Below are 13,634 nucleotides of genomic sequence, written 5' to 3'. Positions count from 1 at the left end.
TAGCGTCCGCGACATGGAGATCCATTCCGCGCCCCGCACCCCTTCCCCTGCTGCCGAGCCCGTTCACCCGCTCGTCCGGCTGGGAGACGGTCCGCCGCTGGCTGTCGCCCACGGCGCCGGCGGCGGCATCGTGGCGAACGTCGGCGAGCTGGCCGAGCACCTGCCCGGCCGCACGCTCCTCGGGCTGGACTACCCCGGCGTCGACGGTCAGATCCCGCAGACGCCGCTGACCCTGGACCGGCTGGCCGACGACCTCGTCGCCGCGACGGTCGCCGAGGGGCACGACCGCTTCCCGCTGCTCGGGGTCTCGCTGGGCAGCGCGGTCGCGGTCACCGCCGCGCTGCGCCACCCGGAGCGGATCACCGCGCTCGTGCTCACGGTCGGCTTCGCCCGGCCGGACGCGCAGAGCACCGCCTTCGCCCGGCTCTACCAGGACCTCGCCCTCGCCGACCGGGAGCAGGACCTGGCCCGGCTGCTCGTGCTGTGCAGCGGCAGCCCCGGCGCCCTCGCCGGGATCGACGACGTCGACGCCGCGGTCGCCGCGACGGTCGCGGACGGCGCCGGTCGCCACCGCGCGCTGGCCACCCACATGGACCTGGTCCTGCGGGTGGACCTCAGCGCCGCCGACCTGGCGCAGGTACGCCAACCCTCCCTCGTCGTCGGTGCCGGCGCCGACCGGATCGTGCTGCCCTCCTCCACCCGCGCGCTGGCGCAGGCCGTCCCCGGCGCCCGGCACGTCGAGCTGCCGGACGCCGGGCACATCTTCGCCGGGGACGAGGTGGCGGTCTGGGCGGGCCATGTCGCGCGCTTCCTCGACGAGCACGACCGATGACCCGGTCGGTCACCCTCGCCGCCGCTCTCTTCGTCTACCTCGTCGCCGAGCTGGTGCCGGTGGGTCTGCTGCCCGAGATGGCCGCGGACCTGCACGTCCCGCCGGGCCGGGTGGCCTCGCTCGTCGGCTGGTACGCCGCGGTGGCGGCCGTCTGCGGCCTGCCTGCCTCGGCGCTGGCGCGGCGCTGGCCCCGGCGGCGGGTGCTGGTGGCCTCGATGGCGCTGCTGTCGGCGAGCCAGGTCGTCGTGGCGGTGGCGCCGACGCTCGAGGTCGTCGCCGCTGCCCGGGGCGCGAGCGCCGTCGCGCACGTCGTCGTGTGGGCGACGGTCCCGCTCGTGGCCGCCGAGGGTGCGTCCCGCGACCAGGTCGGCCGCGCCGTCGGGCGGGTCTTCTACGGCACCAGCGCCGCCACCGTGCTCGGGGTCCCCGCGGCCACCTGGGCTGGTCAGCTGCTCGGGTGGCGGGTCGTCCCGGCGCTGCTGGCGCTGGGTGCGGCGGCGGTCGCGCTGGCCCTGACCCGGCTGCTGCCCGACGACCCGTCACCCCGGTCGGCCGGACACCCCGAGCGTGCCTCGGGCAGCCGCCGAGCCGCGACCGGGCCGGTGATCGCGACGATCGCCGCCACCCTGCTGGCGGTGCTGGCCGCCTACACGGTCTACCCCTTCCTCAGCCTGGTCGCCGAGCGTGCGGGGCTGGACGGCACCACGTACGCCTGGCTGCTCGCCGCCTTCGGCGTCGCCGGGATCGTCGGTGTCCGGGTCGCCTCGGTCGGGCTGGACCGACGTCCGAACCTGGCGCCCGCGACGGTCGTCGTCGCGGCCACCACGCTCCCGCTGCTGACCCTCGTCCCGGGAGCGCTACCGACGGCCGCCGCCATCCCGTTGTGGGGTGCGCCGATGGCCGCGCTGCCGGTGGTGCTGCAGGGCACCCTGGTGCGCCTCACCGGGCCGGGCGGCGACCTCGCGTCCGGGGCGTACGTCGTGGCCTACCAGGTGGGGATCGCTGCCGGCACGTGGCTGGGTGGGGTGGTCGGCGGCGAGCGTGCCTGGACCGCAGCGCTGCTCGGCCTGGCGACGGTGCCGGTGGTGCTGGTGGCGTCGCGGTCGGGCGCGCGGGCCGAGCAGGACCCGGGCCTCAGGCCAGCGTCAGGTCGAAGCGCACCTGCCCGGAGCAGATCGAGCGGATCGTGACCCGCCACGGCCCGGCCGTCGCGCTGTGCCCGACGACGCCCTCGACCTCGGTGGGAGAACCGCCCCTCTCCTGGACGAGGACGCGGCCCGTCGGGCCCTCCAGCGAGGTGGCCGCCAGGGCAGCCAGCGGCAGGTCACCGTCGACCTCCGGGGCTCCCTCGAGCGGCAGGTAGACCGGCCGGGTCACCTCGTAGGCACCCTCACCGGTGCACGCCTCGCCGAACTGGTCGTCCCCGGCGGGGTCGCGCTGGTCTCCCCCTGTCTGCGGCGAGGTGGTCGAGCCCGGTGTCGATGCCCCTGGTGTCGTCGAGCCGGGCGTCGTCGTCCCCTGGTCCGGGTCGTCCGACCCTGGCAGGCACGCGGTCACGACGAGCAGCGCCGCCACCGCGGCACCGGCCCGGACGCGGCCCGCACCGCCCCGGCGCCCACGCATCGTGCCCCCTCCACGCCTCATGCCCCCACCATGCCTCACGCCGCCTCGGCGAAGTCCATCTCCGGCGGCGGCCGCCGGAAGCCGCGGGTCAGCCACACGAGGTAGACGACACCGACGGCCAGCCAGATCAGCCCGGTGGTCAGCGACTGCTGGCTCAGCGAGGTCCACAGCCACACCGACATGGCGAAGCCGATGCCCGGCATGAGCAGGTAGCGCCCGAGGTCGGCGCCGCCGCGCCGCCCTTCGTCGATCGCGTAGTGCTTGATCACCGAGAGGTTCACCGCGGAGAAGGCGATGAGCGCGCCGAAGCTGACCACCGAGGCGAGCAGCCCGAGATCGATGACCGTCGCGAGCAGGGACACCACCGAGACCAGTCCGATCGCCACGACCGGGGTCCGCCACCGCGCCGCCAGGTGGGCCAGCGGCCGGGGCAGCACCCCGTCGCGCCCCATCACGAACATGATCCGGGTGACCGAGGCCTGCGAGGTGAGCGCGCTGCCGATGCAGCCGGCGACGTAGGCGGCGGTGAAGAAGTCGCCCAGCCACGACCCGGCCACGGCGTCCATGACGTCCAGCGACGCCGAGTCCGGGTCGGCGAAGCTCGTCGCCGGCAGCGCCAGCTGGGCCACCGAGGAGAGGACGACGAACATCGCGCCGCCGCCGACGGTGACGAGCAGGATGGCCCGCGGGATGTCCCGGGTGGCGTCGGTGGCCTCCTCGGCCATCGTCGAGACCGCGTCGAAGCCGAGGAAGCTCAGGCAGAGGATCGCCGCCCCGGCCAGCACCGGCCCGACCCCGGTCACCGAGCCGTCCCCGACGAAGGGGTTGACCAGCTCGCCGGAGCCGCCGAGGTCGGTCAGCGCCAGGGCGATGAAGACGACGATGAAGACCGCCTGGACGGCGATGATGATCGAGCTGGCCCGGGCGATGCTCGTGATCCCGACGACGTTGAGCACGGTGACCAGGGCGATCGCCAGCAGCACCCACACCCACAGCGGCACCGCCGGGAACTGCGCCTCGAGGTAGATACCGATGACGAGGTAGTTGAGCATCGGCAGGAAGAGGTAGTCGAGCATCAGCGACCACCCGGTGAGGAAGCCGACGTGCCCGCCGAAGGACTTCTGCGCGTAGGTGTACGCCGAGCCGGCCACCGGGTAGGCGCGCACCATCCGGGCGTAGCTGAAGGCGGTGAAGACCATCGCCAGCGTGGTGACGCAGTAGGCCAGCGCCACCCGCCCGCCGGTCTCCTCGGTGACGATGCCGTAGGTGGTGAAGACGGTCAGCGGGACGAGGTAGGCGAGTCCGAAGAGGACCAGCGCCGGCAGCCCGAGCGCTCGCTTGAGGGTCACCCCCTGGGGCGAGGCCAGGTCGGCGGCGGCACGTCCGGGATCGGTGCGATCGGTCACGGGTCTCCCCTTCGCTCGGTGGTGCTGCTCTCGTGGATGAGGCGGCCGGCCAGCCAGGTGCGGCGGGCCCGGACCTGGTCGATGTCCCGCGGGTCGGGCAGCCGGCGCGGGTCGAGGGTCAGCTCGGTGAGGTCGGCCACCGGGCCGGGCCCGTCGTCGCCGTGGACCTGGCAGCCGGGGTCGAGGCAGCCGGCGGCCCGGAAGGACTGGTAGGCAGTCCCGGCCGTGGCCGCGGTCAGCGCGGTCTCCACCGGCAGCCGCTGCTCCGGTGTCCAGCCGCCGGGCGGGTGCCGCTGCTCGGTCTGCCGGGAGCAGGCCACCGCCATGCCCTCGAAGGGGTCGGCGGAGCTGACCGGCCAGTCGGAGCCGACGCTGAGGGTGGTGCCGCGGTCGTCGAGGTCGGCGAAGCAGTACTGCCGGGCGATCCGCTCCGCCCCCAGCCGGGGCACGGTGAGCACAGTCATGAGGTCGTCCAGCTGCGCCCACAGCGGCTCGGCGTTGGCGATCACCCCGAGCTCGGCGAAGCGGGCCCGGTCGGCCTCGTCGACGAGCTGGACGTGCGCGATCACCGCCCGCCGGTCGCGGCGCCCGTTGACCCGGTCGGCGTGCTCGACCGCGTCGAGGGCCACCCGCACCGCGCGGTCGCCGATGGCGTGGATGTGCGGCTGGAAGCCGTCGGCGTCGACGGCCGCGACGGCCTCGGCGAGCAGGTCGGCGGGCCAGACGAGCATGCCGTCGCCGGGGCAGCCGCACCCGTCGTGGTCGCTCGGCGGGCGGCCGTCGATGAGCGTCTCGTAGTCCTCCAGCAGCGCGGCGGTGGCGTTCTCGACGACCCCGTCGGCGAAGAGCTTGACCGTCTCGGCGCGCAGCAGCGGGTGCGCCAGGTCGCGGACCTGCTGGCGCATCGCGCGCAGCCGCTCCCGGTCCTGCGGCCAGCGGCGCGGGTCGGCGTAGAGCGCGAGGTCGACGCGCACCGGCAGCCGACCCTGCTCGGCGGCGGCGATCCAGGCGGGCAGCTCGACCTCTGTCACCCAGGCGTCCTGCACCCAGGTGATCCCCAGCGCCGCGTAGGCCTGTCCGGCCCGCTCGATCGCCCGGACCATCGGCTCGAGCTCCCACTCCCCGACGGCGGCGGTGACCAGGTCCACCGCACCCCACTCGCGCAGGGTGCCCAGCGGGCTGCCGTCGTCGCGGCGGGCGATCTCGCCCAGCGGCGGGTCGGGGGTCTGCGCGGTAATCCCGGCGAGCTCCAGGGCGCGGCTGTTGACCCACACCGTGTGGTAGTCCCAGGCCCGCAGCACGACCGGCCGGTCGGGCACCGCCTCGTCGAGCCAGCGCGCGTCGAAGGCGCCGCCGTCGACGAGGCTGCCGTCGTAGGAGGCGCCGCGGATCACCGCGAGCTCCGGGTGGGCCTCGGCGTAGGCGGCCACCTCGGCGACGATCTCGGCGACGCTGGTGCACGGACGCACCTGCGGACCCTCGGCCTCCAGCCCGCCGAAGAGGGGGTGGGCGTGGCCGTCGCCGAGCGCGGGCACGAGCAGCCCGGCGACGTCGACCGCCTCGGCACCGGTCTCCTCGGCCCAGGAGCGGGCCGCGTCGCCGGTGGCGACGATCCGACCGTCGGCGACGGCGAGCGCGTCGACGTCACCGGTGCAGGCCGACCAGGCCGGTCCGGTGAGCAGCATCGGGCCCGGGTCGCTCATCATCTCTCCTCGCTCGGTCGGTGGTCCGTCGTCGCCTGACCGGCGGTGCCGCGACCGGCCACCAGCGACCCGTAGAGCTCCGGGCGGCGGTCGCGCAGGTAGCCCCAGTCGGCGGCGTCCCGCTCCGGGGTGCCCTCGGCCTCGACGGGGATGGCGACCGGGACGTCGACGACGAGCAGCTCCTCCTGCGCGCCCCCGGCACGGGCCAGCACGGCGCCGTCCGGCCCGGCGACGAGGCTGCGGCCGAGGTAGCGGGTCTCCGCTTCCTGGCCGCAGTGGTTGGCGTAGGCGACCGGCACCCCGTTCTCCAGGGCGCGGGCCGGGACGAGCAGGTCGTTGACCCCGGCGAAGGGGTGCATGTTCGCCGTGGGCACGAGCACCAGCCGGGCGCCGTCGAGCACCGCGGACCGCACCGCCTCGGGGTGCTCGACGTCGTAGCAGACCAGGGTCGCCACCGGGACGCCGTCGATGACCGCGGCGCCGTGGGTGCGCTCCCCCGCGACGAACCGGGACCGGTCGAGGTCGCCGAAGAGGTGGGCCTTGTCGTAGACCACCGGGTCGTCACCCGGGAGGGCGAGCACCGCCGAGTTGCGCCAGACACCCTGCGCGTCCCGGCGCAGCACCCCGACGACGAGCGCGATGCCGGTCTCGCGCGCCACCTCGACGACCTGGTCCACGGCACCGGCGACGAGCCCGTCGTCCAGCGCGCCGATGTCGTAGCCGGTGAGCGTCGCCTCCGGCGTGAGCAGCACCTGGGCGCCCTGCTCCGCGGCGCGCCCCGCCACCGTGCGGAGCCGGTCGAGGTTGGTCGCCGGCTCCCGGGGCACCGGGGCGCACTGCCACAGCGCGAGCCGCAGGCTCCTGACGTGCCCGCGGGTCATGCGGTGGTGCTCGGGGTGCGCTCCTGCAGGCCCCACGGCGAGCCGTAGCCGCGCGGCGCGTCGGCGGCGAGCAGCTCGAGGAAGGGGCGCGCGTCGAAGGACTCCGGCCCGCGCACCCCGGTGCCGGCCCAGGTGCCGGCGGCGAGCAGCTCGAGCGCGACCACCGGGTTGATCGCGGTCTGCCAGACCACCGCCTGGGCGTCCGCCTCGCGCATCGTGTCGGCGTTGTCGACGACGTGGTAGAGGTACACCTCGCGCGGCCGACCGTCGGTGCCGGTCCCGGTGACGAGCAGCCCGGCGCACGTCTTGCCCTTCATCCGCGGGCCGATGGTGGCCGGGTCCGGCAGCACGGCGGCGACGACGTCCCGCGGGCTGACCTGCACCCCCTTCACCGTCACGGGGTCGGTGGAGTCCAGGCCGAGGGTGTGCAGCTGGCGGAGCATGGCGATCATCTCCTCGCCGAGCCCGTACTTGAAGGTGACCCGCTGCGCCTCCACCCAGCGCGGCATGAGCAGCACCTCCTCGTGCTCGACGTGCACGCACTCGACCGGGCCGATGCCCTCGGGGAAGTCGAAGACCTCCGGCTCGGCGAAGGGCGGCAGCGTGGCGAAGCCCGCCTCGACGTCCACCTGCCCGTCGCTCGTCCGTGGTGCCGCCTCGGCCCGGGCGCGCTCCCACACCACCGGCGGGTTGAGGCACTCCTCGATGATCGTCCACATCGAGAAGCCGGGGGCGAAGACCTCCTGACCGTCCTCGTCGCGGACGACGAGGTTGGCCCCGTCCCGGGTGCCGAGCTCGTCGATCTCGGTGAAGAGCTCGTCGGCGGCGTAGCGGGCGAAGACGTCGGACAGGCCCGGCTCGACACCGATCCCGACGAGGGCCAGGCGGCCGGCGGCCTCCCACGCCCCGGCCCGGGCGAGCTGCTCGTCGCCGAGCTTGACGCCCACCTGCTCGTAGGGCCGCTCGGGGTGCGGCCGGGAGAGCGACATGGCCATGTCGAGGTAGTCCGCCCCGGCGGCCAGCGCCCCCTCGAAGATCGGCATGACGAAGCGCGGGTCGACGGCGTTGAGCACGTGCGTCGCCTCGTGCTCGACCGCCAGCCGGGTCACCGCCGCAGCGTCCGAGGCGTCCACCTGCGCGGCGACGAAGCGCGGCTCGTCACCGGCGTGGGTGTCCCGGGCGACGGCGGCCGCCACGGTCCGCGCCGCCCGCTCCGGGTCGGCGTCGGCGACCACCCACCGCTGCGCGAAGCCTCGGGTGGCGGCGATCTTCGCGGCCGCGTCGCCGACCCCGCCGGCGCCGATCATGAGGACCCGCATGGCACTCCTTCCGTGGCGTCAGGGGTTCGCCCGAGCCATCGAGATCCGCTGGCCCAGCACGACGAGGACCACGGCGATGACGAAGAGCGAGAAGCCGATGACGTTGGCCTGCGCGGGGATGCCGCGCAGGTAGCTGACGTAGACGAACTTGGGGAAGGTGTTGGTGTCGCCGCTGACGAAGTTCGTGATGATGAAGTCGTCGAAGCTCAAGCTGAACGCCAGCATGGCGGCGCCGGCGACACCGGGCATGATCAGCGGCAGGGTCACCCGCATGAAGGTCTCGCCAGGCCCGGCGAAGAGGTCCTGCGCGGCCTCCTCCAGGCGCGGGTCGAGGCTCTGCAGCCGGGCGCGCACGGTGACCACGACGAAGCTCAGGCAGAACATGATGTGCGCGATGACGATGGTCCAGAAGCCCAGCCGCAGACCGACGTTGCTGAAGCCCTGGACGAAGATCGTCAGCAGGCTCGCGCCGAGCACGATCTCCGGGGTGGCCATCGGCACGAAGACGAGCATGTTGCCGGCGCCCTTGCCGCGGAAGCGGTAGCGCACCAGGGCGATGGCGATCATCGTGCCCAGCACGGTGGCCACCAGGGTCGCCAGCAGGCCGACCTTGAGGCTGTTGCCGAGCGCCTCGCAGATCCCGGGCGCCCCGCACGGGTTGGCCCAGTGCTTCAGCGTCGGACCGGCGTCGGAGTTCCAGGTGAGGTTGTTCCGCCGGTAGTCGTTGAAGCTGAAGATGAAGACGTACAGCACCGGCAGGAAGAGGTAGAGCAGGACGAGGACGGCCGCGATCATCGCGAAGCGGTCCCCGATCCACCGGGTCAGGCGGCGCATCTCAGACCAGCTCCTCGGTGCCGAAGCGGCGGACGTAGAGGAAGACGAGGGCGAGGATGATCGCCATCAGCGTGAAGCTCAGCGCGGCAGCCGTGTCGTAGCCGCCGGGGACTCGGAAGAACTGGCTCTCGATGACGTTGCCGACCATCTTCGTGCTGCGGTCGGAACCGAGCAGCTCGGCGTTGACGTAGTCGCCGGCCGCCGGGATGAAGGTCAGCAGGGTGCCGGCGAGCACCCCGGGCAGGCTCATCGGCAGGGTGACCCGGGCGAAGGTGGTCAGCCCGTTGCCGTAGAGGTCGCTGCCGGCCTCGATGACCCGCGGGTCGGCCCGTTCCAGCGAGGCGTAGATCGGCAGCACCATGAAAGGCAGGAAGTTGTACGTCAGACCGGCGACCACGGCCACCCAGGTCTCGGTGATCCGGTCCCCGGGCAGCAGGTGCAGGGTGCGCAGCGTGGAGGCGAGGATCCCGTCGTCGGCGAGGATCTGGCGCCAGGCGATGGTGCGCAGCACGAAGCTGGTGAAGAAGGGCGCGATGACGCAGATGAGCATCACCGGGCGCCACCGGCCGGCCTTGAAGGCCAGCGCGTACGCCAGCGGGTAGGCGAGGATGAAGGCGAAGAAGGTGGCCAGCGCCCCGAAGAGCAGCGAGCGCAGCATGTGCGGCCAGAACTCGGCCAGCGCGGAGAGGTAGTTGCCGACGTTGACGTCGCGGTAGTAGTAGCCCGGGTAGCCGGGGAAGTCGCTCTGCAGCGAGACGGTGAAGAGCTGCACGACCGGGACGACGAAGAAGATGACCAGCCAGGCGACGCCGGGCAGCAGCAGCAGGTAGGCGGTGCGCGACGACCGGCGCCGCTCGCGGGCGTCCAGGGCGCCGCGGTCCCCCTTCGTCCTGCTGCGGCGGCCTCCGCCGGATCCGCCCGCAGCGGTGTCGGCGTCGGCGGCGGTGCTCACGAGGCCACCTCGTCGGCGGCGCTCTCGGCCTCGGCGTCCGGGGCGACGACGAAGGCGTGCGCCGGGTCCCAGGAGATCCACACCTCGTCGCCGGGGCGCACGGTCTGCGGGTCGACGTCGAGGTTCTGCTCGTAGACCGCCCACCGGTTCCCGGAGGCCACGGTGACGATGTACTGGGTGGCCACGCCGGTGAAGGAGACGTCCTCGACCCGGGCGCGCACGTCGTCGCCCAGGCTCTCCGGCCGGTGCTCGTGGATGCGCACCTTCTCCGGGCGCACCCCGAAGAGCACCTCCCCGTCGGTGACCGCGGCCCGGGCCAGCGGCACCCGCACCGTGGTGCCGGCGGCGTCGGCGACGAGGTGCTCGCCGTCGCGGCCGGTGACCTGGGCGGTGACCAGGTTGGACTGGCCGACGAAGTTGGCGACGAAGGCGGTGCTCGGCAGGTCGTAGAGCGCCTCCGGGGCGTCCATCTGCTCGATCCGCCCGTGGTTCATCACCGCGACCGTGTCGGCCATCGTCATGGCCTCCTCCTGGTCGTGGGTGACGTGGATGAAGGTGAGCCCGACCTCGGTCTGGATGCGCTTGAGCTCGACCTGCATCTGCCGGCGCAGCTTGAGGTCCAGCGCGCCCAGCGGCTCGTCGAGCAGCAGCACCTCGGGCCGGTTGACCAGCGCCCGGGCGAGGGCGACCCGCTGCTGCTGCCCGCCGGAGAGCTGGGTGGGCTTGCGGCCGGCGAGGTGGCCCATCTGCACCAGCTCCAGCGCCTCGTCGGCCTGGCTGAGCGCCTCGGTCTCGCCGCGCCGCTTGGGCCCGAAGGCGACGTTGTCGCGCACCGAGAGGTGCGGGAAGAGTGCGTAGCTCTGGAAGACCGTGTTCACCGGGCGCTCGTAGGGCCGGGAACCGGTGAGGTCTGTCTCGCCGATGCGCACCCGCCCCGAGGTCGGCTGCTCCAGCCCGGCGACCATCCGCAGGGTGGTCGTCTTGCCGCAGCCGGAGGGGCCGAGCAGCGCGAAGAAGGAGCCGCGCGGGACGTGCAGGTCGAGGTCGTCCACCGCGGTGAAGTCGCCGAAGGTCTTGGTGACCTCGTCCAGCCGCAGGTCGCCGGTGGCCTGGCGGACGGGCGAGCCGCCGCTCTTGCTCGAGCCGAAGATGCCCATCAGTTGCCCACCGTCCTGGCCCAGATCTCGCTGTACTCCCGGTCCTCCTCCGGGTCGAGCGCCCGGAAGCCCTGGATGTTGTTCTCCTCGATGTAGCTGTCGCTGGGGAAGATGAAGGGCGACTCGGCCAGCTCGGGGTCGATCTTCTCCATCTCCTCCTGGGCGCCCTGGACGGGGCAGACGTAGTTGACCCAGGCGGCGACCTCGGCGGCCACCGCCGGGTCGTAGTAGTGGTTCATGATGTCCTGCGCGTTGCGCCGGTGCGTGCTGGTGATCGGCACCATCATGTTGTCGCTCCAGATCGTGCCGCCGCTCTCCGGGATGACGAACTCCCAGTCCTCGTCCTCGGTCTCGGCACGCAGCACGAAGAGGTCGCCGGACCAGACGATCCCGGCCACCGCGTTGCCGCTCTTGAGGTCGTTGAGGTAGCTGTTGCCCTTGATCCGGCGGATGTAGCCGTCGGCCACCCGGGAGTCGATCTCGTCGACCGCGGCCTGGAACTGGTCCTGGGTGAAGTCGGAGTCGATGTCGACGCCCTGGCTGAGCATGATGCAGCCGAGGGTGTCGCGGAACTCGCTGAGCACCGAGATCTTGCCCTTGAGGTCCTCGGCCCACAGGTCCTCGATGGTCTTCAGCTCCCGGCCCACCTTCCCCTTGTGGTAGCCGATCCCGGCGAAGCCGGTCTGCCAGGTCAGCGAGTACTGCCGGCCCGGGTCGAAGGAGACGTCCTGCAGCGACTCCAGCAGGTTGCTCGCGTTGGGCATCCGGATGAGCTCCAGCGGCTGGCACAGGCCCTCGCGGATGATCCGGTTGGCCATCCAGTCGGTGAAGGTGAAGATGTCCCGGCTGATGTCCTGGCCGGCGCGCAGCTGCGGGGCGATCTTGTTGAAGTAGCTGTCGTTGTCGTCGATGTCCTCGGTGTAGGAGACGTCGATGCCGGACTCGCGCTCGTAGGCCTGCAGCGTCGGGTAGCGCCGGCCGGCGTCGTCCATGTCCATGTACGAGGTCCAGTTCGCCCAGCGGACGATCTGCTCCCGCTCGGAGACGTCCGTCGGCAGGTCCGCGGCCGCGGCGGCGGCCCCTGCGGTCGGCGGCTCCGGCGGGGCGCAGCCGGCCAGGGCCAGCCCGGCGCCGCCGAGCAGGCCGCCGGTGAGCATCGAGCGTCGGGTCGGGCGGGAGCGCTGGCTGGCCCGCGCGGCCCGCACGAGGGCAGCGGTGGTGGGGTCGGCCGGGGGCCGGACGGGGGTCATCGGCGGTCGGTCTTCCAGGACGGGACCCCGCGGGGTCGGAGGGTGGGAGGGGGTGCGTCAGACCTCGATGTTGGCCATGACGTGCTTGATCCGGGTGTAGTCCTCGAAGCCGTACATCGACAGGTCCTTGCCGTGACCGGACTTCTTGAACCCGCCGTGCGGCATCTCGGCCACCAGCGGGATGTGGCAGTTGATCCAGACGCAGCCGAAGTCGAGCCGGGTGCTCATCCGCATCGCCCGACCGAAGTCGCTGGTCCACACCGAGGAGGCGAGGCCGTACTCGACCCCGTTGGCCCAGGCCACCGCCTGGTCCTCGTCGGTGAAGCGCTGCACGGTGATGACCGGCCCGAAGATCTCGTTCTGCACCGCCTCGTCGTCCTGGCGGAGCCCGGAGACGACCGCCGGGCTGAGGTAGAAGCCCTCGCCCATCTCGCTCATCCGGGTGCCGCCGGTGACCAGGTCGGCATGGTCGGGCAGACGGTCGATGAAGCCGGACACCTTGGCCAGCTGGTCGCGGTTGTTCACCGGGCCCAGCAGCGCCTCGTCGTCGGTGGGCGCGCCCACCTTCGCCTCGGTCCGGGCGAACTCGGCCAGCGCGGCGACGACGTCGTCGTGGATCCCCGGCGCGGCGAGCACCCGGGTGGCCGCGGTGCAGTCCTGACCGGCGTTGAAGTAGGCGGCCGTGCCGATCCCCTCGGCCAGCGCCTCGAGGTCGGCGTCGTCGAAGACGACCACCGGCGCCTTGCCGCCGAGCTCGAGGTGGGTGCGCTTGAGCTCACGGGCGGCCGAGGTGGCCACGTCGACACCGGCGCGCACCGAGCCGGTGATCGCCACCAGCTCGGGGGTGGCGTGCTCGACGACCATCCGCCCGGTGCCCCGGTCCCCGGTGACGACGTTGAAGGTTCCCGGCGGGAAGAACTCGCTGGCGATCTCGGCCATGAGCAGCGTGGTCTCGGGGGTGGTGTCGCTGGGCTTGAGGACGATCGAGTTGCCGGCGGCCAGGGCCGGGGCGATCTTCCAGACGGCCATCATCATCGGGTAGTTCCACGGGGTCACCTGGCCGACGACACCGATCGGCTCGCGCCGGATCCAGCTGGTGTGCCCGGCCATGTACTCCGCCGAGGCGCGTCCCTCGAGCACCCGGGCGGCGCCGGCGAAGAACCGGATCTGGTCGCACATCACCGGCACCTCCTCGGAGGCGACGAGGTGGTGCGGCTTGCCGGTGTTGCTCGCCTCGAGCTCGATGAGCTCCTGCCCGCGGGCTTCCAGGGCGTCGGCGAAGCGCAGCAGCGCGGTCTGCCGCTCCCCCGGCGTCACCCGGCCCCAGGTCGCGAAGGCCTCCTGCGCCGAGGCGTAGGCGCGGTCGACGTCCTCCTGGGAGCTGACCGGGGCGGTGGCCACCACCTGCCCGGTGGACGGGTCGACGATGTCGGTGGTCTCGCCGCTGGCGGCGTCGACGCGCTCGCCACCGATGACGTTGCGCAGCTGGCGGGGGGTGGACTCGGCCACGTCGGATCGCTCCTCGGGGTCGCCCGCCGGTGCGCGGCGGGGTATCGCTGGTGTGACGTGCACGATAGTGGCCGTCTTCGCATATGCACACCCCTCCGACGGAATACCGACGAAATCCGCCGTTAAATCTCTGTTTCGCCACGGTTTCCGTCGTCGACGGGTTGCGCT

12 protein-coding genes are annotated in these 13,634 nt (G+C 73.0%); 2 read left to right on the top strand and 10 right to left on the bottom strand.

Annotated features, from left to right (window positions below; translation table 11 throughout):
* Positions 1-13 precede the first annotated feature (13 nt).
* Positions 14-832, top strand: a complete 819-nt coding sequence (locus tag BJY28_RS10245; RefSeq protein ID WP_179462921.1) for an alpha/beta fold hydrolase — start codon at positions 14-16, stop codon at positions 830-832.
* A complete protein-coding gene (locus tag BJY28_RS10240) occupies positions 829-2,022 on the top strand; it encodes an MFS transporter (RefSeq protein WP_179462920.1) in 1,194 nt (397 codons plus the stop codon). The genes BJY28_RS10245 and BJY28_RS10240 overlap by 4 nt, the downstream gene beginning before the upstream one ends.
* Here the strand turns inward: BJY28_RS10240 and BJY28_RS10235 are convergent.
* Genes BJY28_RS10235 through BJY28_RS10190 form a run of 10 tightly spaced genes read right to left on the bottom strand, consistent with a single transcriptional unit; the run spans position 1,967 to position 13,466 of the window.
* Positions 1,967-2,476, bottom strand: coding sequence for a hypothetical protein (locus tag BJY28_RS10235; protein ID WP_179462919.1), 510 nt, complete (start codon positions 2,474-2,476; stop codon positions 1,967-1,969). The genes BJY28_RS10240 and BJY28_RS10235 overlap by 56 nt on opposite strands.
* A gap of 14 nt (positions 2,477-2,490) precedes the next feature.
* Entirely contained in the window at positions 2,491-3,861 is a 1,371-nt protein-coding gene (locus tag BJY28_RS10230) for an APC family permease (RefSeq protein ID WP_343037054.1), read from the bottom strand.
* Positions 3,858-5,564, bottom strand: coding sequence for an amidohydrolase (locus BJY28_RS10225; RefSeq protein WP_246313385.1), 1,707 nt, complete (start codon positions 5,562-5,564; stop codon positions 3,858-3,860). The genes BJY28_RS10230 and BJY28_RS10225 overlap by 4 nt, the downstream gene beginning before the upstream one ends.
* Entirely contained in the window at positions 5,564-6,445 is an 882-nt protein-coding gene (locus tag BJY28_RS10220) for a nitrilase-related carbon-nitrogen hydrolase (RefSeq protein WP_179462918.1), read from the bottom strand. Before BJY28_RS10220 ends, BJY28_RS10225 begins: the two co-directional genes overlap by 1 nt.
* Positions 6,442-7,764: a saccharopine dehydrogenase family protein gene (locus BJY28_RS10215; RefSeq protein ID WP_179462917.1), complete on the bottom strand. Its 1,323-nt coding sequence runs from the start codon at positions 7,762-7,764 to the stop codon at positions 6,442-6,444. Before BJY28_RS10215 ends, BJY28_RS10220 begins: the two co-directional genes overlap by 4 nt.
* Positions 7,765-7,782: 18 nt before the next feature.
* Entirely contained in the window at positions 7,783-8,598 is an 816-nt protein-coding gene (locus tag BJY28_RS10210) for an ABC transporter permease (RefSeq protein WP_179462916.1), read from the bottom strand.
* A 1-nt stretch (position 8,599) separates the two neighbouring features.
* The gene (locus BJY28_RS10205; RefSeq protein WP_343037053.1) at positions 8,600-9,550 is read right to left on the bottom strand and encodes an ABC transporter permease; all 951 of its coding nucleotides are present in this window, start codon (positions 9,548-9,550) and stop codon (positions 8,600-8,602) included.
* Positions 9,547-10,707 carry an ABC transporter ATP-binding protein gene (locus tag BJY28_RS10200; RefSeq protein WP_179462915.1) on the bottom strand — a complete coding sequence of 387 codons (1,161 nt, stop codon included), beginning with the start codon at positions 10,705-10,707 and terminating at the stop codon, positions 9,547-9,549. The genes BJY28_RS10205 and BJY28_RS10200 overlap by 4 nt, the downstream gene beginning before the upstream one ends.
* Positions 10,707-11,957, bottom strand: a complete 1,251-nt coding sequence (locus tag BJY28_RS10195) for an ABC transporter substrate-binding protein (RefSeq protein ID WP_179462914.1) — start codon at positions 11,955-11,957, stop codon at positions 10,707-10,709. Before BJY28_RS10195 ends, BJY28_RS10200 begins: the two co-directional genes overlap by 1 nt.
* A 57-nt stretch (positions 11,958-12,014) precedes the next feature.
* Positions 12,015-13,466, bottom strand: a complete 1,452-nt coding sequence (locus tag BJY28_RS10190) for an aminobutyraldehyde dehydrogenase (RefSeq protein ID WP_179462913.1) — start codon at positions 13,464-13,466, stop codon at positions 12,015-12,017.
* Positions 13,467-13,634 lie beyond the last annotated feature (168 nt).

Source organism: Janibacter alkaliphilus (assembly GCF_013408565.1).
GTDB classification, from domain to species: domain Bacteria; phylum Actinomycetota; class Actinomycetes; order Actinomycetales; family Dermatophilaceae; genus Janibacter; species Janibacter alkaliphilus.
Note: the sequence above shows the minus strand (reverse complement) of the source record. Positions and strands in the feature narration are given on the sequence as shown.